This window comes from Candidatus Schekmanbacteria bacterium RIFCSPLOWO2_02_FULL_38_14 (genome assembly GCA_001790855.1).
Lineage (GTDB): Bacteria > Schekmanbacteria > GWA2-38-11 > GWA2-38-11 > GWA2-38-11 > 2-02-FULL-38-14-A.
Window position 1 is genome coordinate 1 of sequence record MGDH01000024.1, and the last position, 22,180, is coordinate 22,180.

The 22,180-nt window shown below is 37.6% G+C and carries 20 protein-coding genes; 10 read left to right on the forward strand and 10 right to left on the reverse strand.

Translation table 11 applies throughout. The annotated features are described in order from the left end of the window. The first annotated feature begins 356 nt into the window (after window positions 1–356). From A3H37_10005 to A3H37_10045, 9 genes are all read left to right on the forward strand, one after another. Complete coding sequence (locus A3H37_10005) at window positions 357–1,217, forward strand: hypothetical protein (GenBank protein OGL49433.1); 861 nt, start codon at window positions 357–359, stop codon at window positions 1,215–1,217. 378 nt (window positions 1,218–1,595) lie between these two features. Beyond that, the gene (locus A3H37_10010; protein OGL49434.1) at window positions 1,596–1,961 is read left to right on the forward strand and encodes a hypothetical protein; all 366 of its coding nucleotides are present in this window, start codon (window positions 1,596–1,598) and stop codon (window positions 1,959–1,961) included. A gap of 135 nt (window positions 1,962–2,096) precedes the next feature. Further along, window positions 2,097–3,995 carry a tRNA uridine-5-carboxymethylaminomethyl(34) synthesis enzyme MnmG gene (locus tag A3H37_10015; GenBank protein ID OGL49435.1) on the forward strand — a complete coding sequence of 633 codons (1,899 nt, stop codon included), beginning with the start codon at window positions 2,097–2,099 and terminating at the stop codon, window positions 3,993–3,995. Window positions 3,996–4,033: 38 nt separating this feature from the next. Further along, the gene (locus A3H37_10020; GenBank protein OGL49436.1) at window positions 4,034–4,678 is read left to right on the forward strand and encodes a 16S rRNA (guanine(527)-N(7))-methyltransferase RsmG; all 645 of its coding nucleotides are present in this window, start codon (window positions 4,034–4,036) and stop codon (window positions 4,676–4,678) included. Window positions 4,679–4,985: 307 nt separating this feature from the next. Then, a complete protein-coding gene (locus tag A3H37_10025; GenBank protein ID OGL49437.1) occupies window positions 4,986–5,327 on the forward strand; it encodes an RNA-binding protein in 342 nt (113 codons plus the stop codon). A 491-nt stretch (window positions 5,328–5,818) separates the two neighbouring features. After that, on the forward strand, window positions 5,819–6,604 hold the full coding sequence (locus tag A3H37_10030) for a sporulation initiation inhibitor Soj (protein ID OGL49438.1): 786 nt from the start codon (window positions 5,819–5,821) through the stop codon (window positions 6,602–6,604). Then, on the forward strand, window positions 6,573–7,415 hold the full coding sequence (locus A3H37_10035; protein OGL49439.1) for a hypothetical protein: 843 nt from the start codon (window positions 6,573–6,575) through the stop codon (window positions 7,413–7,415). The genes A3H37_10030 and A3H37_10035 overlap by 32 nt, the downstream gene beginning before the upstream one ends. A gap of 34 nt (window positions 7,416–7,449) precedes the next feature. Beyond that, on the forward strand, window positions 7,450–7,956 hold the full coding sequence (locus tag A3H37_10040; protein ID OGL49440.1) for a hypothetical protein: 507 nt from the start codon (window positions 7,450–7,452) through the stop codon (window positions 7,954–7,956). 164 nt (window positions 7,957–8,120) lie between these two features. Continuing rightward, complete coding sequence (locus A3H37_10045) at window positions 8,121–8,600, forward strand: hypothetical protein (GenBank protein OGL49441.1); 480 nt, start codon at window positions 8,121–8,123, stop codon at window positions 8,598–8,600. A 253-nt stretch (window positions 8,601–8,853) separates the two neighbouring features. On the opposite strand, the gene A3H37_10050 is transcribed toward A3H37_10045, so the two are convergent. From A3H37_10050 to A3H37_10070, 5 genes are all read right to left on the reverse strand, one after another. Then, window positions 8,854–10,251 (reverse strand): UDP-N-acetylmuramate:L-alanyl-gamma-D-glutamyl-meso-diaminopimelate ligase, encoded by a 1,398-nt coding sequence (locus A3H37_10050; GenBank protein ID OGL49442.1) that lies wholly within the window; start codon window positions 10,249–10,251, stop codon window positions 8,854–8,856. Then, window positions 10,251–11,375, reverse strand: coding sequence for a hypothetical protein (locus A3H37_10055; protein OGL49443.1), 1,125 nt, complete (start codon window positions 11,373–11,375; stop codon window positions 10,251–10,253). Before A3H37_10055 ends, A3H37_10050 begins: the two co-directional genes overlap by 1 nt. Before the next feature lie 7 nt (window positions 11,376–11,382). Beyond that, window positions 11,383–12,303, reverse strand: coding sequence for a hypothetical protein (locus A3H37_10060; protein ID OGL49505.1), 921 nt, complete (start codon window positions 12,301–12,303; stop codon window positions 11,383–11,385). Between the two features lie 141 nt (window positions 12,304–12,444). After that, window positions 12,445–13,215, reverse strand: coding sequence for a hypothetical protein (locus A3H37_10065; GenBank protein OGL49444.1), 771 nt, complete (start codon window positions 13,213–13,215; stop codon window positions 12,445–12,447). Window positions 13,216–13,264: 49 nt separating this feature from the next. After that, window positions 13,265–13,981 carry a hypothetical protein gene (locus A3H37_10070; protein ID OGL49445.1) on the reverse strand — a complete coding sequence of 239 codons (717 nt, stop codon included), beginning with the start codon at window positions 13,979–13,981 and terminating at the stop codon, window positions 13,265–13,267. 385 nt (window positions 13,982–14,366) lie between these two features. Between A3H37_10070 and A3H37_10075 the strand changes: the two genes are divergently transcribed. Beyond that, complete coding sequence (locus tag A3H37_10075) at window positions 14,367–14,846, forward strand: hypothetical protein (GenBank protein OGL49446.1); 480 nt, start codon at window positions 14,367–14,369, stop codon at window positions 14,844–14,846. Window positions 14,847–14,953: 107 nt separating this feature from the next. Here A3H37_10075 and A3H37_10080 read toward each other — a convergent pair whose 3' ends face one another. The 5 genes from A3H37_10080 to A3H37_10100 all read right to left on the reverse strand — a co-directional run bounded on the left by A3H37_10080 (window position 14,954) and on the right by A3H37_10100 (window position 22,147). Continuing rightward, on the reverse strand, window positions 14,954–15,256 hold the full coding sequence (locus tag A3H37_10080) for an RNA-binding protein (GenBank protein ID OGL49447.1): 303 nt from the start codon (window positions 15,254–15,256) through the stop codon (window positions 14,954–14,956). A gap of 256 nt (window positions 15,257–15,512) precedes the next feature. After that, complete coding sequence (locus A3H37_10085) at window positions 15,513–16,388, reverse strand: heterodisulfide reductase subunit B (protein OGL49448.1); 876 nt, start codon at window positions 16,386–16,388, stop codon at window positions 15,513–15,515. Further along, a complete protein-coding gene (locus A3H37_10090) occupies window positions 16,385–16,945 on the reverse strand; it encodes a hypothetical protein (protein ID OGL49449.1) in 561 nt (186 codons plus the stop codon). Before A3H37_10090 ends, A3H37_10085 begins: the two co-directional genes overlap by 4 nt. 147 nt (window positions 16,946–17,092) lie before the next feature. Further along, window positions 17,093–17,560 carry a heterodisulfide reductase subunit MvhD gene (locus A3H37_10095; GenBank protein ID OGL49450.1) on the reverse strand — a complete coding sequence of 156 codons (468 nt, stop codon included), beginning with the start codon at window positions 17,558–17,560 and terminating at the stop codon, window positions 17,093–17,095. Between the two features lie 102 nt (window positions 17,561–17,662). Then, the gene (locus A3H37_10100; protein OGL49451.1) at window positions 17,663–22,147 is read right to left on the reverse strand and encodes a hypothetical protein; all 4,485 of its coding nucleotides are present in this window, start codon (window positions 22,145–22,147) and stop codon (window positions 17,663–17,665) included. Window positions 22,148–22,180: the final 33 nt, after the last annotated feature.

The following is a 22,180-nucleotide window of genomic DNA, read 5'->3' on the forward strand; positions in this document are numbered from 1 at the left end:
AGAAAAAAGTTGACAAAAAAAAATGGGGGATTTAGTTTAAAACACAGTAAAAAAAAGAAGTAGATGTGTCAAAAATTCAAACTGCTTTTGCTTTAAAGAGTATGAATTATCGAGTGCATAAGACTACACAAATTGCTGAACCTCCAACCCGGATACTCTCCATATCAAAAGCGAAAGTAAGTAGAGACACATCAGGTAAGTATGAGTGTTTTAGCATAACTTATTGGAACTTTTAGATTTACTAATTTAACAACATGAAATATACGGATGACTGATACTGCAGAAATTGCAATATTTGTCAGATTATTTAGGCCGTATAATACATGTTATACAGCCCTCGGGAGGAGTAACCAGTCATGTTGCATCGAGCCATGAACAAGTTGAAAATGGCGCTGCCATCCACGCCCTTATTTCGTTTGATGAACCCCCACAAAGCGCATCTCTACTGCGTGGGAACTGCTAAGTCAGGGACTCACTCGATCGAGGCAATTTTTCGCGGTCAACTGCGATCCGCTCATGAAGCTGAAAGCAACAAGGTCATAGACACAATCCTAGATGTTTCAGCGGGTCGCATTGACGACGAAGAGCTTCGGCACTATGTGTTAAAGCGAGATCGAAGATTGTGGCTCGACGTAGACTCCTCCCAGTTAAACTTCTTTCTGCTTGATAAACTAGTTGAATTATTTTCTGATGCGAAATTCATTCTAACCATCCGCAATCCATACGCATGGCTCGATTCATTCATCAACCATCAACTTGCTTACAAATCCTCAGATAAATGGATTCAACTGCGTGATTTGAGATTTCGACCTGACATATATACTCATTCGCAAGGGGAACTGGCTTTAAAGGAAAAAGGCCTATACACGCTTGACGGTTACTTTTCATATTGGGCACATCATAACCGCACGGTAATCGAAACTGTCCCAGAAGATCGATTGTTGATTGTTCGAACCGACAAAATAAGCGAATGTATCGAGGAAATTGCTGCGTTTGCAGGTGTATCAAAAAGCAACCTCAATCAAGAACAATCGCACACTTTCAAGGCTAGAGCAAAGTTCCATTTGCTTGATAAAGTAGACCAAGAATACCTCGAGTACAAAGCAAAAGAACACTGTGGTGACCTCAGTGACCGATTTTTTCCAGAGATTCAATCCAAAAAAGACGCTTTGTCTTCAGCATGTAATGTAATTAAAGGGGACGGTTCTCTTTATTAAGAAAAAGAGAACCGTCCCCTTTAATTCTTAACACTTTTCTTGCGATAATAACAGCGACATTTTAAATGCTAAAAAACTACGACAATTGAAACGTTAAATAACAAATACAGAAAAAAGTTGACAAAAAAAAATGGGGGATTTAGTTTAAAACACAGTAAAAAAAAGAAGTAGATGTGTCAGAAATTCAAACTGCTTTAAATAGTATGAATTATCGAGTGCATAAGACTACACAAATTGCTGAACCTCCAACCCAGATACTCTCCATATCAAAAGTGAAAGTAAGTAGAGACACATCAGGTAAGTATGAGTGTTTTTGAATTTTGAATTAACCAAAACCTTATCCCTAACCACTTGAACCCTCATTTTTTATGATTTATTATGGAAAAAAGAAAAATTCTTATTATTGATGACGATTTTGAATTCTGCTGTCTTCTAGAAGATGTTTTGACAAACTGCGGATATTCAATTGAAAAGGTTCTTAATGGGATAGAGGCGTTGAAAAAACTCGAAGAGAGTAATTTCGCCCTTGTCATTACAGATAAGAATATGCCGGGCATAGGAGGGATTGAACTAATATCAGCGATTTTTAAAAAACATCCTTCAACCCCTGTAATTATGACAACGGCCTTTGGAGATTTTATTAGTTTAACTTCAGCCATGAACCATGGCGCATTTGAATATATAACAAAACCCCTAAAAATGTCTGCTCTGATTGAATCTATCCATAAAGCACTCGGAGAATAAGCTCTATCTTGATTTTTCCTTTCTCTTTGACAAAACTGTTTTTATGATTACACTAATTGAAGTTTTTAATAAATCTGTGCAATTCTTTTATAATCTCTGTAATTTTTTTAAAAATCTGTACAATCTTTAATATTTATGAACCACGAACCTTTTGATGTAATCGTAGTCGGTGCAGGGCATGCAGGGTGTGAGGCAGCTCTTGCCGCTGCACGCATGGGTTGTAAAACCATAGTTTTCACTATCAACCTTAACCACATTGCCCTTATGTCGTGCAATCCTGCCATAGGCGGTCTTGCAAAGGGGCATATTGTAAAAGAAATAGATGCTCTTGGTGGTGAAATGGGAAAAAACATTGATAAGACAGGCATCCAGTTCCGAATGCTAAACACCAAAAAAGGGCCTGCCGTATGGGGACCTAGGGCGCAGGCTGATAAGATTGCTTATAAAAATAGTATACGCGAGGTTCTTGAAAGATGTAAAAATTTAACTCTAAGAGAAGCAGAAATAAGCGAAATTATAACTTTTAAAGGTAAAGTATATGGTGCAAAAACTATTAATGGAGAATTTTTTGAAGGAAAAACAGTAGTTTTGACTACAGGCACATTCCTGAGAGGCTTGCTACACATAGGGCTTGAGCAATTTCCGGCAGGTAGAATGGAAGACCCGCCTGCAATGCATCTTTCAAAAAACCTTGAAGCTCTTGAATTCAAGATAGGAAGACTTAAAACCGGAACACCTCCGAGATTAAGAGGGAGTTCTATTGATTTTTCTTCTATGAAAATCCAGGAAGGAGATGAAAATCCAGAACCATTTTCCCACTTAACAAGAGTAAAACTAGAAAATAAAGCCTCTTGCTATATTGGTTATACTAATAACGAGGTTCATGAATATATTAAATCAAACTTAAACAAATCACCCCTTTATTCTGGAGTAATAGTGGGAATTGGACCAAGATATTGTCCATCAATTGAAGATAAAGTGGTAAAATTTTCTGAAAAAGACAGACATCAAATATTTTTTGAACCAGAAGGGCTTAACTGCGACCAAATTTATCCAAATGGAATCTCAACGAGTCTTCCACAAGAAGTTCAAATTAATATGCTTTATAAAATAAAAGGATTAGAGAACGTTGAAATAATAAGACCCGGTTATGCAATTGAATATGATTTTGTTTTCCCAACCCAGCTTAAACCAAGCCTTGAAACAAAACTGATTTCAGGACTTTTACACGCAGGGCAGATAAACGGAACATCAGGTTATGAAGAAGCTGCTGCACAGGGACTTATAGCAGGAATCAATGCAGCTTTAAAAGTTTTCAAAAAAGAACCATTCGTCCTAAAAAGGTCTGAATCCTATATTGGTGTGTTAATTGATGACCTTGTAACTTTGGGCACAAAAGAACCTTACAGGATGTTCACTTCACGCGCAGAATACCGGCTTTTTTTAAGGCAGGATAATGCTGATATGAGGCTTATGAAATACGGAAGAGAACTAGGGTTAATTACTGAAGAAGCATATAACTATACTGAAGAGAAAAGAAAAATAATTAATGAAAAAATTTTCTATTTAAAAAACACATCACTAAATCCATCTAAAGAAACAAACAAAGCTCTTGAAATGATTGGTGAAATTGAGATTTCTATACCACAGAGCCTTGACCAGATACTCAAAAGACCAGAGATAAGCTTTGAGCATATAAAAAAAATAAGCGATGGTTTGGATAAAATTCCTCAAGATATTGCAAGGCAGATTGAAATCCAGGTAAAATATGAGGGGTATATAAAAAGGCAGGAACATATGATTGAGAAATTCAAAAAACTTGAAAACATAAAAATTCCACAGGAAATAAAATATAGTGAAATAAAGGGGCTTTCCAGAGAAGCTATTGAAAAATTTGAAAATATAAAACCAATAAGCCTTGGCCAGGCATCAAGGATATCTGGAATAACCCCAGCTGCTATTTCAGCGCTAATGGTTTATATTAAAGTAAAATATGAAAACAGTAAACTTAAAGCAGGGCAACAGATTCTTTGAGTATTATTTTAAACTATTATTTCATCTTTAATTAACCCATGCCTTACCATTTCTTAAAAGAAATTTTTGATAGAGCGAAATTCCCTTTTATCCTTGATAAAGAGAAAGAGGAGAAATTTTGTATTTACCTTGAGGAACTTCAAAAATGGAACAAAAAAATAAACCTTACTTCAATAAAAGATAATGATGAAATAATAGAAAAACTTTTTCTTGACTCAGTTTTTTTTCTTAAATTTTTTAATATAGAGCCTGGTTCTTATTGTCTTGATATTGGTTCCGGAGCAGGATTTCCAGGAATACCTATTAAAATAATGTCTCAGGAGATAAATCTTTTTCTTCTTGAGGCTACAAAGAAGAAAGTCTCTTTTTTGAAACATATTTCAAGAATCCTTTCATTAGAAAAAATTCATATAGTTAATAAAAGGCTTGAAGAGATATCAAATGATAAGAATTTTTTTGGAAAGTTTGAATTAATAATTACTCGCGCTGTATCTCCATCTCTAAAACTCATTACAGATTCTTATAAACTCTTAAGCAAAAAGGGCGTTTTAATATATTTCGGGGGCGAGAATCCCAAAAGGAATTTCATTGTTGAAAAAAACTTTTTTGCAACTTCGGATCTGAAAACCTATCAGCTTCCGCTCAGCAAACTGAATCGAACTCTTATAATTTTTAGGAAATAAAATCTTTTTGGAGTCTTTTCCAACTAGTACTGAAAAGCATGACTGTTGTGTATCTTATAGCAAGTTTTTATAATTTTAAAAAATCCTCTTGACAAAAATAGACGGCTAGGGTATTGAAGAAAGAACTTATCACCTGTGGGTCTGGTGGCAAGTAACAATACATCTAAAAGACCCGGATTTGAATTACTTGTGAATCGGATTTTAAGCGGAGAGTCTGGAAAGAATTAACCTCGTCAGAGTATCTTCCCGTTCTACACCCCATTTAATTATCTGAGTCTCAAGAAAACCCTAACTTATTGGAGGTTATATGGGTAAAAAATTGTATGTGGGTAGTCTCCCTTATTCTTTTAGCGAGGGACAATTGGTAGAACTTTTTTCTCAGTACGGCGCTGTAGAATCAGGAAAAGTAATTTCTGATAAATATACAGGCCAGTCAAAAGGGTTTGGCTTTGTGGAAATGAAGTCTGATGAAGATGCTCAGAAAGCCATAGATGCCCTTAACGAAACTCAGATTGAAGGAAGGAAAATAGTAGTTAATGAAGCACGTCCCATGGAGAGTAAGCCCCGTAGCGATCGCGGTGGAGGCGGAGGAGGAAGAAGAGGCGGAGGAGGAGGCGGCGGCGGAGGCAACCGCAGTAGCAGATGGTAAGCTAAACTAACAAAGCACCAATTCTATAGGGGTGGAGAAAAAACTCCACCCTTTTTTTGCAAATATCAAAACTCAAAGTAATTCCCAAATAACAAATTCCAAACTTTAAATAAATTCCTATGACAGAAATATCAACCAAGCTTATTTAATTTTAGTCATTAAGTAATCTAAGGTTGCATTTTACTTGGAATCTGGTGCTTGAAATTTGTTTTTTTTATTATTGTTCCACGTGAAACATTTTTAGCAAATCTGACAATCCATTAAATTATAAAAAACCTACAGTAGAAATTCTATTCCTTGTTTTTGATGAACGAAAGACAAGCAGTCTATAAGCTATTAGTAATTAATAGCATTAACCATCTTGTTCCACGTGAAACATTTGCAATTTTTCCTTGCCTTAAAATCCTTAAATATGATAATTTATATATAATTTCATGATTACGCAGATTAATAATTTGTAATCTTTTTAATTCAATAATTAAGAGATACCTTTGAGTAAAATTATCGCTGTTGCAAATCAAAAGGGCGGGGTAGGGAAAACTACAACGTCAATAAATCTCTCTGCCTCCCTTGCAGTTTTAGGGAAACGGACTCTTGTTATTGATATGGACCCCCAGGGAAACTCTTCAAGCGGCTTAGGGATAAATAGCATACCTGATGGCATGAGTCTCTATAGGGCAATTCTTGGAGAAATCCCTTTAAGCAAAACTATTAAAAACTGTGAAATAGGAGAGTTAAAGATTATACCCTCAACTCAAGACCTTTATGGTGCTGAAATAGAGCTTATAGATACAACATCAAGAGAACTTCTTCTTAAAAACGCCATGCAAAATATTAAAGATGATTTCCACTATACCATAATTGACTGCCCTCCATCTTTGGGTCTTCTGACTATTAATGCCCTGTGTGCTGCAACATCAGTTTTAGTTCCGCTACAGTGTGAATATTATGCCCTTGAGGGTATCGCGCAATTGCTAGAAACAGTAAAAAGAATCAGAAGAAATTTTAATCCGGATTTAGAAATAGAAGGAATCCTGCTTACAATGTTTGATTCAAGGACAAATCTTTCAAATGAAGTCACTGAAAATGTTATTGAAAGATTCAGCGCAAAAGTTTTCAAAACCATAATTCCAAGAAACGTCCGTCTTTCTGAGGCTCCGAGTTTTGGCAAACCAATTATTTTATATGACAGACATTCCAAGGGAGCTTTAACATATCAACAATTAGCAGAGGAGATTATAGAAAATGAAAAGAAAATCTCTTGGCAGGGGGCTTGAGGCTTTAATACCTGAACAGAAACTCTTAAACGAAATACCGCTAATAAACGTAGATGTTGAAAAAATTTTTCCTGGAGAACACCAGCCAAGAAAAACTTTTGATGATATAAAGCTTAGCCATCTTGTAAACTCCATAAAAAGCAGAGGAATCATTCAGCCAATAATTCTTAAAGAAGAAAACGGAGGCTATAAAATAATAGCAGGTGAAAGGCGCTGGAGAGCAGCAAAAATAGCAGGAATAAAAACTGTTCCTGCAATTATTAAAGATGTATCTCAAAGAGACGCAATGGAGCTTGCTCTGATTGAAAACATTCAGAGAGAGGATTTAAATCCAATCGAAGAAGCGCAAGCATATAAAAGACTTATTGAAGAATATCAGTTAACCCACGAAGAACTCTCAGAAAAAGTAGGGAAAAACAGGGCAACCATTTCAAATTATTTAAGGCTTCTGAACCTGCCGAAAGAAGTTAAAAATTATCTCTTTGAAGAAAAGATAACAATGGGGCACGCCAAAGTAGTTGCAGGGCTTCAAAACCAAAAAGACCAGATATCTATCAGCAAAAAGGTTTATGAAACAGGATTGTCTGTAAGAACCCTTGAGAATCTTGTCCAGAACTGGGGAAAAACAAAGAAGAAAAAACTAATTCCTTCAAAAGCATCTCCTGAAGTTTTTGAAATTGAAGAAAAACTTAAAAGAACCCTTGCTACAAAAGTTAAGCTTTTTCACAACGAGAAAAAAAATTGCGGCAGAATTCAAATAGAGTATTATTCCATTGATGACTTGGAAAGAATATTAAATTTTATTAAATAAAATCAATTAGTTAATGTAAGAAATGAGTTATTTTGTGAAAAGTTTTATTCTTATTTTTTTCTTAATCCTTCTTCCTTTTTTTGCAAACGCACTGGAGGTTCAGTCCATTGAAAAGAAAATTGATGAACTCTCCCTATCAGGTAATATTGAACAGATGAGAAGCTTCGAGGCAAGCCTTAATAGCTTTATTATTAAAGAACCTACAAACTATATGGAAAATTTTTTGCTTGGAAAACTATATTTTTTAATGGCAGAGCCTTTTGAGCTAAAATTAGAAAATGAAGAAGGAAAAAAATGGAATCTTTCTGAGAATTATACTGATAAGTCTTTGATTGCATTTAATAATTCTATTAAATACAATGAAAAATATTTTGATAGCCATTTTTATAAAGCCTTGGCTCTTGTAAATAAAATCTGCCATTTTAGCGTTTGGAGCTTGCCAAAACTAATTTCTACAGGAAAGGAAAATGTAAAAGAAAAAGAAATTCTTGCTGCCTTGGATAAAGAAAATCCAAAGAAGGTATCTTGCAGAAGGAATTAGTGTGCTTTTCGTACCTGCCTCTCGGGGTGGAGGTCCTGAAAAAGCAATCCCTTTGATAGAAAAAGCAGTAAAAAATAGCACTGCTATGGATAAATTTTTTAGGATGCCTTGCTTTTGCAAGGTGTAGTTCTTTAAACTTTTTTAAAAAAGAAAAGGAGAGTAAAATGACAATTGAAGAACTTGCAAAAAGAGTCCAGGCTCTGGAAGACATAGAAGCGATAAAACAGCTTAAAGCAACTTACTCTGAAGTCTGCGATGATAACTACAATCCAAAAAGAATGCTTGAGATTTTTACAGAAGATGCTGTGTGGGATGGAGGAGAAAGATTCGGAAAACATACTGGACACAAGGAGTTGAAGGAATTTTTTACCAATGTTGGCAAGGGCTTAGTTTTTGGAGCGCATTTCTTTCTTCAGCCTCGTGTAACCCTAACAGGTCCAACAACTGCAAAGGCAAACTGGTATCTATGGCAAACATCTACAATGGCAAATGGCAAAGGTGTCTGGATTTGCGGGCTTGAAGATGATGAATACAGAAAGGGCAAGGATGGAAAATGGCGTATAAGCCATATGAAACTTACTCTCTTTTATGCCTCATCTTATGAGGATGGATGGCACAAGAGCAAGTGGAGCGGACTTGAGTAGGAGTTAATAACAGGACAGAAATATCTACATTAGCTTGGTTACTGTGAGTATATAGATAAGAATACCCACTGATTGTAATGGCGAGGAACGAACACAGAGAGTGACGAAGCAATCTCAGCATAAAGGTGATAACTAACTGATTAAACAGAGAAATTGCTTCAGGGTTACCTGTCTGCCGACAGGCAGGAAGCCCTTTGCAATGACGAGCGGGTAACCTGCTCGCAGTGACAGAAAAAAAGATTTTATAAAATTCTCAAACTGTTTTGAGTTTCTGAAGTAATTTTTTATGTATTCCGCCAAAACCACCGTTTGACATGATGAGAACAATATCATTTTTTTTTAAATTCCCTGCCAAATGGCTTACTATATCTTCAACCTTCTCAATATAAAAGGCTTCTTTGCCTTTATTCACTAAATTATCAACAACCCTCTGAGGGGAAAAGCGGATTTTATCGTCCAGCAATCCGGGGTTGTAGACTCCGGCAATTATAATTTTTTCAGCATCAAGAAAAGCCTCGCTGTATTCTTTTTCAAAAACAGATCTCCTGCTGGTGTTTGACCTTGGCTCAAAAACCGCCCATAATCTTCTTTCAGGATAACTTTCCTTAAATCCTCTTACAGTTTCCCTCACAGCAGTAGGATGGTGTGCAAAGTCATCAAAAACTGTAATTCCTTTTACTTCACCAACAATCTCCTGCCTTCTCCTTACTCCCTGAAAACTTTGGATTCCTGCAGTTATTTCTTCAGCCGACAGCCCTAAACTTCTCAACGCTGCAATTGCTCCCAGCAGATTCATTAAATTATGTTTTCCTATAAGGCTTGTAATACACCTGCCAAGAATATTTTCTTTATGTCTTATTTCAAAAAAAGCATTCCCATTCCCTCTTTCAATCCCTTCAATTCTCCAGTCAGACACTGAATTAATTCCGTAAGTTTCCACCTTGCAAGCACTTTCTTTTGAAATCCTTATTGCGTTCTCATCATCTTCGCAGGCTATAAGTTTACTTTGCAGTGGTATTTTATGAATAAATTTTTTAAATGCATTTTCAACCTGAGAAAAGTCCGCGTAAATATCAGCGTGGTCAAATTCAATGCTTGTCAGCACTGCCACATCCGGAATATAATGCAAAAACTTCGGACCCTTATCAAAAAAGGCAGTATCGTACTCATCTCCTTCAATTACAAAAAAATCTCCTTTGCCAAGTTTATAATTTTTCCCAAAATTTTTTGGAATACCTCCAATTAAAAAAGAAGGGTCTTTTCTGCTCGCTTCTAAAACCCAGGCTATAATTGATGATGTTGTTGTCTTGCCGTGAGTTCCGGCAACAACAACTATTTTTTTATCTTTAAGGAAAAATTCTGCCAGGGCCTGTGGCATTGAGAGATAAGAAATTTTCGAATCAAGCAGTGCTTCAACCTCAGGATTATTTTTTGAAACAGCATTGCCAACTATTACTAAGTCGGGCTTGTCGGCAATGTTATCTTCTTTATAACCTACCCTGATTTCTATACCCTGTTTTTTGAGTATATCACTCATAGGAGGATAAACATTCTGGTCCGAGCCGGTAACCCTGTATCCCTTTTCCTTAAACATTCCTGCAAGGGCGCTCATTGCTGTTCCGCATACAGCTATCAGGTGAACATGTTTCATCAGCAAATCCCTATCTCTTTCATTACAAGGTCATGAATTTCCGGCCTGAATTTTGCAATACTCCTGTTTTCTCTTGTTGGGTGAACTCTGTTTGTAAGAAGGATAATTTCTATCTCTCTTTCAAGGTCTATCCAGATAGAAGTTCCTGTGTAACCGAGATGCCCTGCTGACTTTTTTGAAAAATAATGCCCGGAAGTTGAAATGTCAGGAGACGGTGTATCCCATCCAAGAGCCCATGATGAGCCCCTGACAATATCTTGCCTCATTAAAAATTCCCTGACAATTCTCTGAGGGATAAAACCTCCCTCGCCACTGTAGCATTTAAGGATTTCTGTTGTGAATCTGTGAAGGTCAATCCCTGTTGAAAAGACTCCTGTATGTCCAGCAATTCCTCCCATTGCATATGCGTTATCATCATGAACCTCTCCCTCTAAAACCTTTTTTCTCCACGGGCAATTTTCAGTAGAAGCAAAAAGCCGGTTTTTCTGTTTTAAAGCTGAAGATTGTTCAAAAAGATTATTGTAAAAAGTTGCAGAAAGAGAAAGCGGGTTAAATATCTTTTCCTCGCAATATTTATCAAGACCTTTCCCGCAAATAATCTCGATAATTTCACCAAGAATTATAAAACCCATGTCACTATATTTACAATTTGTTTCCGGAACATATACCAGAGGTTCCTTATTTACTCTGCTATAAATATATTGTTTGCCGTCATATTTAGAAAATTCATTTGTGGATTTTTGCTTTTCAAGCAACCCCCTGTAAAGAGGCAACCAATCCGGCAAACCTGCACAATGGTTAAGGAGGTTACGAAAAGTGATATTTTCTTTTTCTTTACAGTTAAAGTCCGGAACAAACTCGCCTGCTTTGTTTTCAAGGCTTATTCTTTTTTCTTTTAATAAAATCATTATTGCCGTTGTTGTCGCAACAACTTTTGTCAGAGAAGCAATGTCAAAAACTGTATCTTCTGTCATGGGTTTTTTTTCAGGCATTACAGAACGAAACCCAAAAGCCTTATGAAATGCTATTTCCTTGCCTATGGAAACTAAAAGGACAGCACCAGGGAAAACACCTTTTTCTACTCCTTCTTCCATCTTTTTTTTAACATTTAAAAATTCTTTCATCTTCTTCTTACATCACTCCATTTTCTAATATTGAAATTTTTCCCTTATCTCCATCTACTTTAACATTTACTCCAAAAGGGATTGTAATGTTATCAAAGCTATGGCCTGAAGGGAAACCAAACAGAATAGGCACTTTAATATCCGCAAATACATCCAGAATCACATCCTCAAGCAAAAAGCTTTTATCATCTTTTGGCTGGCATCCTTCCATATCTCCGAATATTATTCCTTTTACCCTTTTCAGTTTTGCTGCCATTTTTAAATGCGTCAGCATTCTTTCAATTTTGTAGGGTTGTTCACCAATATCTTCAATGAATAAAATCTTATTTTTAGTATCTATCTCATAAGGTGTTCCAAGGGTTGTCACTAAAAGAGACAAACATCCTCCCATCATTTGCCCCTCTCCTGTTCCTCCTTTTAAAACTCTGATTCCATCATGCCTGATTTCCCCAACCGCTTCTTTTGACATCAGTGCCTTCATGAAAAAGTTTTCAGTCATTGTGGTTGGACCTTTTGCAAAACGGGAGCTTGCAACCATTGGTCCGTGGAATGTTATCAGTCCTGTCTCAGAGGTTATGTGATTTAAAATCACTGTAACATCACTGCATCCAAGAAATATCTTTGGATTTTTCTTGATATTTTCTAAATCTAAAAATGGCAATATCCCTATTGCACCATATCCTCCTCTTGCGCATACGATTGTTCTTATCCTTGAATCTGCAAATGCTCTGTTTATCTCATCAGCACGATTCTTGTGACTGCCTGCAAGATATCTTGTTTTTTCAAATATCCTCTCATCATAGCTCACATCAAGACCCATTTTCTTTAACCATAAAACACCTTTCTCAAGATGTTCCCTTTCAAAAGGGCTTGAAGGAGCAATAATCCTGACAGTATCTCCTGGGGTAAGCGCTTTAGGTTTTATCATATTAAGAGCTTTCATTCAGCTTTATAGAATAACATGTTATTTGTACATTTACAATACAGAAGTTTGGCGTGATTGTGGATTTTGGATTGCGGATGTAGCTGCAAAGCAATGAGTTGCTTCAAAAAAACTAGCAATGAGCGTCTAATTAGACTTCTTTTTTAAGTCTCCAGCAACCAGAAGCGCTGCAAGCCCGGCTATCAAGAGAAGGAGAGTTCCTGGTTCTGGAACAGGCGCTGAACTTCCTCCCTCATTGCCACTTGGAGTGGGGTTGGAAACTGTTCCTGAATAGCTTGCATTGATCGTAAGCCCTGACCTTATTGCATAGTCAAGGGTTCCTGAATACTGCATTGTAACAGTTAATATATCCCCTTTGCTTGACCCTGCCAGCGCAGTAAGGATAGCAGAATTAAGTGCAATGCCATCTGGAGATAGGACTACGTTAAGCAGATCTATCTTAAGCTCATTGGCATTTATATTACCTGTTCCTCCGCGGGTTCTCAGAGTAAGAGCTTTCAAATTTGCGGTTAGATAAGTTGTTGTACCTGTTGGATTCAGTATTTTAAATCCATCTGTGTAATAAGTTGGAGAAAACGGAAACACTGTGTAGTCATCAAACGTTTCAGGAGTCCCTCCATTATCTAAAAAACTCGTTCCTCCCAGATGTAAATCAGCTATTTCAACCCTGTTCTTAGCAGTATAAGGACCTGAAATTAAAAGAGGGTCAGCTGTAGGGTCTGAACTGAATATCCTTCCTGTTTTAAAGTCTAATAAATCAGAAAAGCCATCAGTTGGAAAACTATCGCTTATTCTTATAGCTCCTCCAAAAGAGAAAGAAACAGGTGCTGCAAAGGAATTCTTTGTAAGCGAAAATGTTATTAGTACTGCTATAAATACTATCAAATATTTTTTCATATACAGTGCTTTCTATCAACAACAACCCAAAAAGTTAACCCAGCAAAAACTATCCTCTCTTTATTCTCTTAACACCTGCTAATACAACCAGTCCAGCACCTAAAAGCAGAAGTGTGGCAGGTTCTGGAACTGGAACTGATGCTGTGGTTGTAGTGGCAGGTTCTGGAACTGAAACTGATGCTGTTCCTGATCCTATGGTTGTAACTGAAGTTCCAGCATTTATTGCTGTAGCTAAATTACCGTTATATTGGAGTGTGAGTGTAAGTATTCCACCTATAGAGCTTGAGTTAAACGCATCAAGCACATCAGAGCCCAATGCCAAACCTGCAGTGGTAACATTGATATTAAACAGGTTTATCAAAAGCTCGCTGTTTACAGTTCCCTCCCCTGCATTGGTAGTAAGGGTTAAAGCCTCCAAATCAGCTATAAGCAAATCCGTGCTGCTGCCATTCTGAACTCTGAAACCACTCGCATAATAGGTTGGATTAAAATCAAATAATGTCATGTTGCCAATTGTAGACCATGTACCCGCAAGCGTAAGGTTGCTGATTTCAACATTATTATACAGAATATTATCATCCTCAGGGTCGGAGTTGAATATGGTCTGGGTATCAAATGAGATTAATTCTGAAAAGCCATTTAAGTTTGGATCTGTAATATATGTTGCCCCTGCAAAGGAAAAGGAAACTGCTTCAACCTGTTTTTCAAATAGGCAAAGTGCTAGTGTAAGGAATAAAAGAGTAAAAACTATTATATTTTTTTTCATACTATAAAAACCTCCTTAAGCAATCAACTCTTTGATTTATATTGATATTTTCTCCATTCACCTGTTTTAACAATCCATTCCTAATTCTGATATAATAATGCAAGAACCATACCAAACAGTTTTTAACACAATAACTTATTGATTTTATTGTAATTTTATTTGTTGTGCTGTTTTTTTTTTAAACACTGAATATGAAAAGTGTTCAAAAACCCGACAGTTTTTCCTGTTAAATCTATATTAAGCTTATTTTTCAAAAGGTTAAAAGTGTCAAAAAAACCGACGTTTTTTAGGCTTTTTTATCATCCTAGAAAACTTTAGCACAAATTTGTTGCATTGCTAAAGAAAAAAATGGTAAAAAAATGAAAATTTTTGAGTCTCCAAAATAATGACAAAAAAACTTAAAATAATTAAAGACCCTCAAAAGCTTTACAACTATGCCTGTTACTGGTTGAACCAATATCCCTGCTCGGCTATAAAACTGAAAGAAAGGTTGTTAAAAAAATGCTGCAGCGAGGAAACTATTAACGAAGTGATTTTTCGTTTAAAAGAGCTTAATTATTTGAATGACAAAAAATTGGCTTTAAACATCATCTCCACATATCTTAAAAAAGGCTATGGCAAAAATCGAATTAACAGAAAACTTTATGAGAAGAAAATATTTGATAAGGAAATATTAGAATCAGCGTGGAAAGAATTCAACTCTGGGGAGGAAAAAGAGAAGATTTCAGAGGTTATTGAAAAGAGGGCAGGTCGTTATGATTTAAACGAAGCGAAAGGTAAAAAGGCATTAATTGGATACCTGCTTCAGAGGGGGTTTGAATATGATGATATAATGGAAGCTTTAAGGGGAAAAAAGTTATTATAACTAAAAATATAGAAAATTTCTATGTTTTTAGAAACAGAATAAAAAAAAAGAGCAGGTTTTTAACCTGCTCTTTTTGAATTTGCAGTTATACAGCTTAACTTATTAACTTACCATCTGCTGTTTCTGTTATTTCTTCCGCCCCCGTCATTGCGTTCTCTGCTCTCCATAGGACGCGCCTCATTAACTACAATTTTTCTACCATTAAGCTCAGTTCCGTTAAGAGCTGCGGTAGCTTTCTGAGCATCTTCATCAGACTTCATCTCCACAAAGCCAAATCCCTTTGACTGGCCTGTGTATTTGTCAGAAATTACCTTTCCTGACTCAACAGCACCATGCTGAGAAAAAAGTTCTACTAATTGTCCCTCACTCAATGAATAAGGAAGACTGCCCACATACAATTTTTTACCCATATAACCTCCAAAAGTTAGGGTTTTCTTGAGACTCAGATTAATTCAATGGGATTAAAGTGGTGAAGATACTCTGGTAAGGATAAATCTTTCCAAGCTTTCCGATTAAAATCCGATTCACAAGCAATTCAAATCCGGGTCTTTTAATTAAATTCTTACTTGCCACCAGACCCAAAGGTAACAAGATATTTACTTATAGCCAAATCAATTAGTTTTGTCAAGGAAATTAAAATAAATTTGTCTTTGAGAGATAATAAATTTAAATTATTAATTTTTTATTCTTCAGAATTTCTAATGGTGAAACAAGGTGTTTTTTTAGGCCTAATTCTTTGACACCCGATCCAAAAGCCAATCCAAGAAGCTGGGAAAAATAAAAGACTGGCAGGTCATATCTTGCATTATATTTTTCAAAAATATCATTCTGCCTTGTATCAAGGTTTGCATGGCACAGAGGGCAGGCAACTGATATTGCTTCTGCGCCTACATCTTTAGCATTTTGAAGAATGAGATTTGTAAGCCTTAGCACAGACTCAGTCCTTGCAAGGGCAAAGCTTGCGCCACAACAGTCAGTCTTGTAAGACCAGTCTAAAACATTTGCACCACAGGCTTTTAAAATCTCGTCCATGCTCTCAGGATATTCGCAATTATCAAATGCCATAACCTTTGGAGGTCTTGTGACAAGGCAGCCATAATAACAAACAACCTTTAAACCATTTAATGATTTTCTGACCAGAGAGTTGATTTTTTCAAGCCCGACATCATTTATAAGTATATCAAGGGGATGCCTTACCCTTACTTTCCCTCCGTATGAGTAATCAATTACTTTTTTGACTTGTTCCTCCAAAACCTTGTCATGCTCAATCTCATAGACAGCAGTCTTTAAGCTCTGAAAACAGGCAGCGCACGGCACAGCAACTTCTGAAAAATTTCCTTTCTCAACAAGAGAAAGATTTTTAATCGGGAGTGCTGCTGATAAAACCTTTGAAGTCGCATGTGCAGGCGTTGTTCCGCAACAGATCCAATCAGGAACTTCAAAAAGTTCCAAATTTAACTTTTTAAAAACAACTTTTACTGACGCATCATATTCTGATGCTGTCGAATGAAGAGAACACCCCGGGTAGTATGCATAGGTCATAGTTTTTTACCTTCAATCTCCAATGCCTTTTCAAAAATTTTTTTCACTTCCTTGGCGCTCCTTGTTCTCTCGGGCAGTATTTTAAATTTGCCTTTTAATCCCATCCTATAGCCAAGCCTTAAATCCTTAAAATACTCACCTGTTGCAAGTTTCAGCGATGTAATCATTCCGACCTCATACATTCTTCCAAATCTTCTTATGTTTTTTAATGCAATTCTGTAAAAAAGTGGTATCTCTTTAACTTCATCAGGCACTACTATTCCTTCTTTTATTGCAAGGTGCCGGACACTATCCATCAGTTTTGCTATATCAACACCCTGAGGACATCGCGTTGTGCAGGTTTCACAGGAAGCGCATACCCATATAGTTTTGCTGTTTATGACCTTATCTTTCAGTCCAAGGCGAATTGCGTGGACAATCTGGGTCGGAGAATAATCCATCTCCTCAGCCATGGGGCATCCGGCAGTGCATTTTGTGCATTGATAGCAGAGATTTACATTCTGAACTGATTCTTTTTCTATCTCTTTTCTAAACACTGAATCCGGATTAATTTTCATACAAAAATCTTAGTTTTGACAGGCGGGACGCCTATCCTGCTATTGAACAATTACATTCTAAAAAGCCTTTATATGGCTGTCCGTTTTTTTTGGCAGACCAAGGGGTCTGCTGCTACAATTTGGGCAGAGCTATGCACTGTTTTCTGTCTATTGTATCCTGTATTCTGCATTCTTTTTCCTGATTGGATTCATCCCTAACTTCCTTGCCCTTTCAGTCATCTCAGATGCAGCCTCGGCAAAAGCTGTACCCATTGAGGAAGACATATTGAACATCTCCAACCTTTCTCCACCAATTCCTATCTCATCAAGAAATTTTTTCAGGCTTAAAATTCTTTTTTTTGCCCTCATATTACCCTCAAGATAGTGGCAGTTTCCTTCAAGACATCCTGCCACAAAAACTGCATCAGCGCCTTTTTCAAAAGCCTTTAAAATATAGATTACATCAACCTTTCCTGTACACGGAATTCTTATTATTTTAACATTTGCTGGGTATTGCAGCCTCATTGAACCTGCTAAATCTGCAGCAGCAAAAGCACAGAAGTAACAGCAAAATGCCAAAACCTCAGGCTCGAAATACTCATTTGTTTCAACTTTTTCTTTATCTGCCTGTTCCATATTATTTTCTTGCCGCAAATCGATATTGTCAAAACCAATCAAAAGTTCAAATTTCAAAATCCAAATGTCAAATGAATGTCAAAATCTAAATACCAAATTTTCTTATCCATTTGAACTTGGGATTTCATTTGAACTTTGAGCTTTGGCATTTGAAATTAAACCATTCTCCTCCTCAACCTCAAAACTCTCAACCTTTGCCACTACCTGTTCATCAGTATAATGGAGAAGCTGAATGGCTTTGTTCGGACACTCTGAAGCACATATACCACACCCCTGGCACTGAGCGACCTCAATGTGTGCTGCCCTGTCAAGAATTCTTGGAACGTGATAGGGGCAAGTTCTCACACATGTAAGACAAGTTGCACACAGGTCATCATTTACAACTGCAACTGAACCGCCAACGCTTAATTCATTCTTTGACAAGATAGTGTTTGCCCTTGATGCAACAGCTTCAGCTTGTGCAATGCTTTCCTCAATAAACTTAGGATATTGTGAAATACCGCAAAGGAATATCCCTTCAGAAGCAAAATCAACAGGCCTGAGCTTCATATGCGCCTCAAGGAAAAAATTCTCTTTTGTCAAAGGAACTTTTAAAAGCGGTGCAAGTTTTTCGTTGTCAGGATGAGGAATTGTTGCCATGCTTAAAACCAAAATCTCAGAATTCAACTCAATCTCCTCCCTCATTACCGGATCAAACACCTTAACGCTAAACGCCGAATGCTTAACACTATCAACAACCGGTGGCTTCTCCTTCTCATACCTTATAAACAGAATTCCCTTTTCCCTTGCCTTGGTATAATAGCCCTCTTTAAACCCGTAAGTTCTTATATCGCGGTAAAGTATGGTAATTCTTGCATCAGGATTAATCTCTTTTATCTTTAAAGCATTCTTTATTGCTTCTGTGCAGCATACCCTGCTGCAATAGGGTCTCTCTTTATTCCTTGAACCAACGCACTGTATCATTACTATTTCTTTTGCATTCTTTATTTTATCATCACTGCTGTACAGTTTATTCTCAAGTTCTAACTGTGTAATTACTCTTTCATCTTTTCCGTATTCAAACTCGCTTCCCTTGTATTCCGCTCCTCCTGTTGCAACTACAACAACACCGCAATCAATATCTTTTTCTCCACCGTTGCCATAGGAATTAATTTTCGCTTTAAAATTCCCAATAAAGCCTGAAAAGGATTCAACCTGAGAGTTCAGGAAAATGCTGATGTTTTTATTGCCCTCTGCTTTTTTAATCAATTCGCCCAGAAACTTTTCCGGGTTTTCTCCCTCTACCGTATATTTAATATTCTTTAGATTTCCTCCAAGCTCTCCTTCCTTTTCTACAAGGGTAACCTTAAACCCCTGGTTTGCCAGACTCATTGATGTAACCATTCCCGAAACTCCGCCTCCTATAACAAGCGCCTCCTTTTTCAACTCAAGAGATAATTTATAGAGGGGATTTATAAACCTTGCACGGCTAACAGCCATTTTGGCAAGGGATTTAGCTTTTTTCAAAGCCTTATCAGTCTCATGCATATGGACCCATGCACACTGGTCCCTTATATTAGCCATTTCAAAAAGGAATGGATTTAAGCCTGCCTCTTTTAAAACCTCCTGAAAAAGAGGCTCATGGGTTCTTGGTGTACAGGAGGTCACTACAACCCTATTCAGGTTCTCTTCTTTAATCTTTTGCTTTATCCTCTCAATCGTATCTGCACCGCAGGTATAAAGGTTTTCTTCGGCATAGACTACAGACGGAAGTTTTTTAACATAGTCAACAACACTCGGAACATCTATTACTCCTCCAATATTTGTTCCGCAACGGCAGACAAAAACTCCTATCCTTGGCTCTTCTTTTGACACATCTGTTTCAGGAGGATATTCTTTTGCCTTTACTAAAGTATTTCTTTCTTCTGCTAAAAGCTCTATTGATTTGGATGCTGCACCTGAAGCCTGGATAACGGTTTCAGGAATATCCTTTGGTTCTAAAAAGGGTCCGCAGGCATAAATACCCTTGCGGTTCGTTTCAAGAGGCTGCCATTTGCTGCTGCCGCAAAAATTAAATTTATCAAGCTCAATCCCAAACTTATCAGACAGCTCCTTCACATCTTTTCTTGGAACAATTCCGCAGGAAAGGATTACCAAATCAAACTCTTTATTTAAAATCTTTCCTGTCTCCTCCTGGTACTGAACCCCAAGGTTTTTTGTTGCCGGAATCTCTTTGACTGATGAAGGCCTGCACCTTGTATAGATTACGCCGTTTTTTTCAGCCCTTTCACAGTAATCATCAAATCCCTTTCCATGAGCCCTGAGGTCAATAAAAAATATCTGGCATTCTACATCAGGAATATGTTCCTTAACAAGAATTGCCTGCTTGGTCGCATACATACAGCATACTGAAGAGCAGTAGTCCCTTTCAGAATCTCTTGAGCCTACGCACTGTATCCACGCAATCCTCTTTGGTTCCTGCTTATCAGAGGGTCTCACTATTTTACCCAGATAAGGACCGCTGGCACTCAAAATCCTCTCAAACTCAAGGCTTGATAAAACATTTGGGAAACGGTTGTGACCAAACTCACCCTTGAGGTCAGGGTCAAAAAGATCAAAGCCCGGAGCAAGAATTACTGACCCTACCTGCAGGTCAATGACCCTGTCAAAATCCTGCTCGTGGCTAATTGCCTTTGGCTCGCAGGCTGCTTCGCAAAGCCTGCAGTCAGAGCATATTGAGCAGTTTAAACACCTTAATGCCTCTTCAAGAGCCTGTTCTTCAGTGTAGGCTTTTTCAATTTCTTTGAAATTGCCTATCCTCTCATTCACAGAAAGCTGGAGTGGCTTGGCTCTTTCTTTTTTTGGAATCCTTTTTTCAAGGTCAGGCTCGCCTATAGTTTTCTCCATTGCCTGAGAAATCTCAATTCCTCTGAAAGTATTATGAATTGCCAGAGCTGCTTTTTTCCCATCAGCAATTGCTTCAATTGCTGATGCCGGACCGCGCACAGCATCACCACCGGCAAAAATTCCCTTAATGCCTGTTTCCTGTGTCAAAGGATTGACCTCAATGGTCCCCCTTCTGGATACATTTATTGCGCTGTTGCTATCAATAAATGAAAGGTCTGAAGCCTGCCCGATTGAAACAATGACTGTATCCGCTTCAATCAAAGATTCAGTTTCTGCAAAGAATGAGGGATTAAACCTTCTTTCCACATCAAATACTTCCTTGACTCTTAGTGTAACAAGCCCTTTAACCTTATTATTCTCAACCACAATTTCTTTTGGTCCAACTGAACAGAAAAATTTTATCCCCTCTTCCTCTCCCTCTTCTGTCTCCCACGGATGAGCCGGCATTTCATCTCTTGATTCAAGGCAGGCTAAAGAAACATCTTTTGCGCCAAGCCTCAATGCTGTCCTTGCAACATCCATTGCTACATTTCCACCGCCAATAACCAGTACCTTCCTGCCTATTCTGGCTTCTTTGCCAAGTCTCACATCTCTTAAAAAATCCACACCCCACAGGACACCCTCTGCATCATTGCCAGGAATATTCAGCCTTTGAGCCTTTTGCGTGCCAACTGCAAGAAATACAGCCTGGTAATCCTTCCGTAAGTCATCTAAAGTAAAATCTCTGCCAAGCATTGAGTTAAGTTTTATCTCAACCCCTGTCTTTTCTATATTTCCTATCTCCTCATCCAAAGATTTCTTTGGGACTCTGTACTCAGGTATTCCAACTGCAAGCATTCCTCCTCTTACAGGAAGGGTTTCAAATATTGTAACCCTATATCCCATTCCTCTTAAATAATAGGCGCATGAAAGACCAGCAGGTCCTGCTCCTATAACAGCAACCTTTTCCTTATATTTTATCTCTGATGCCTGGGAAGGGACAAAATCCTCTGAGCCGTAAACCTTATCAACTAAAAATCTCCTTAGGGATCTTATTGAGATAGGAGAGTCAACTTTGCTCCGCCTGCATTCTGATTCACATGGGTGGTGGCACATACGGCTGCAAACTCCTGGCAGGGGATTATCTCTCATTATCATCTCAAGGGCTTCCCTGTATTTTTTTTGAGCAATAAGGGCAATGTAGCCCTGAACGCTTATCCCTGCCGGACATGTAACTTTGCAGGCAGAAAATCCTTTTTTATCTATTACATAACCATTGGGCACTGCTTGGGGATAACTTTTGTACACTGCATTTCTGTTCCCTATCCCCATATCAAATTCACTTCCAACCTCAACAGGACAAACCTTTTTGCAGTCACCGCAAGCCGTACACTTGGCAAGGTCAACAAAACTCTGCCTTTGCCTCAAAGTTATTTTGAAGTTTCCGGCTTCTCCGTCTACTCTTACTATATCTGAACTTGGAAGTATTTCGATATTAAGATGCCTTCCTGCGCCTACGAGGCGAGGAGATATTGTGCACATGGCGCAGTCATTTGTAGGAAAGGTTTTGTCAAGCTGGGCCATTCTTCCGCCAATGAACGGGCTCTTTTCCACAAGGTAGACCTTAAATCCTGAATCTGCAAGGTCAATGGCTGCCTGCATTCCCCCAATGCCTCCGCCAAGCACCATTACAGCGCCGATTTTGTTATCTTTCTCAGCCATAGTCTTTCAATAGAGTATTGGATAAATTAAAAT

Coding starts and splice junctions, on each gene's coding strand:
- A3H37_10005 (OGL49433.1), top strand. CDS start 357: ATGTTGCATCGAGCCATGAACAAGTTGAAAATGGCGCTGCCATCCACG.
- A3H37_10010 (OGL49434.1), top strand. CDS start 1,596: ATGGAAAAAAGAAAAATTCTTATTATTGATGACGATTTTGAATTCTGC.
- A3H37_10015 (OGL49435.1), top strand. CDS start 2,097: ATGAACCACGAACCTTTTGATGTAATCGTAGTCGGTGCAGGGCATGCA.
- A3H37_10020 (OGL49436.1), top strand. CDS start 4,034: ATGCCTTACCATTTCTTAAAAGAAATTTTTGATAGAGCGAAATTCCCT.
- A3H37_10025 (OGL49437.1), top strand. CDS start 4,986: ATGGGTAAAAAATTGTATGTGGGTAGTCTCCCTTATTCTTTTAGCGAG.
- A3H37_10035 (OGL49439.1), top strand. CDS start 6,573: ATGAAAAGAAAATCTCTTGGCAGGGGGCTTGAGGCTTTAATACCTGAA.
- A3H37_10045 (OGL49441.1), top strand. CDS start 8,121: ATGACAATTGAAGAACTTGCAAAAAGAGTCCAGGCTCTGGAAGACATA.
- A3H37_10050 (OGL49442.1), bottom strand. CDS start 10,251: ATGAAACATGTTCACCTGATAGCTGTATGCGGAACAGCAATGAGCGCC.
- A3H37_10055 (OGL49443.1), bottom strand. CDS start 11,375: ATGAAAGAATTTTTAAATGTTAAAAAAAAGATGGAAGAAGGAGTAGAA.
- A3H37_10060 (OGL49505.1), bottom strand. CDS start 12,303: ATGATAAAACCTAAAGCGCTTACCCCAGGAGATACTGTCAGGATTATT.
- A3H37_10065 (OGL49444.1), bottom strand. CDS start 13,215: ATGAAAAAATATTTGATAGTATTTATAGCAGTACTAATAACATTTTCG.
- A3H37_10070 (OGL49445.1), bottom strand. CDS start 13,981: ATGAAAAAAAATATAATAGTTTTTACTCTTTTATTCCTTACACTAGCA.
- A3H37_10075 (OGL49446.1), top strand. CDS start 14,367: ATGACAAAAAAACTTAAAATAATTAAAGACCCTCAAAAGCTTTACAAC.
- A3H37_10080 (OGL49447.1), bottom strand. CDS start 15,256: ATGGGTAAAAAATTGTATGTGGGCAGTCTTCCTTATTCATTGAGTGAG.
- A3H37_10085 (OGL49448.1), bottom strand. CDS start 16,388: ATGACCTATGCATACTACCCGGGGTGTTCTCTTCATTCGACAGCATCA.
- A3H37_10090 (OGL49449.1), bottom strand. CDS start 16,945: ATGAAAATTAATCCGGATTCAGTGTTTAGAAAAGAGATAGAAAAAGAA.
- A3H37_10095 (OGL49450.1), bottom strand. CDS start 17,560: ATGGAACAGGCAGATAAAGAAAAAGTTGAAACAAATGAGTATTTCGAG.
- A3H37_10100 (OGL49451.1), bottom strand. CDS start 22,147: ATGGCTGAGAAAGATAACAAAATCGGCGCTGTAATGGTGCTTGGCGGA.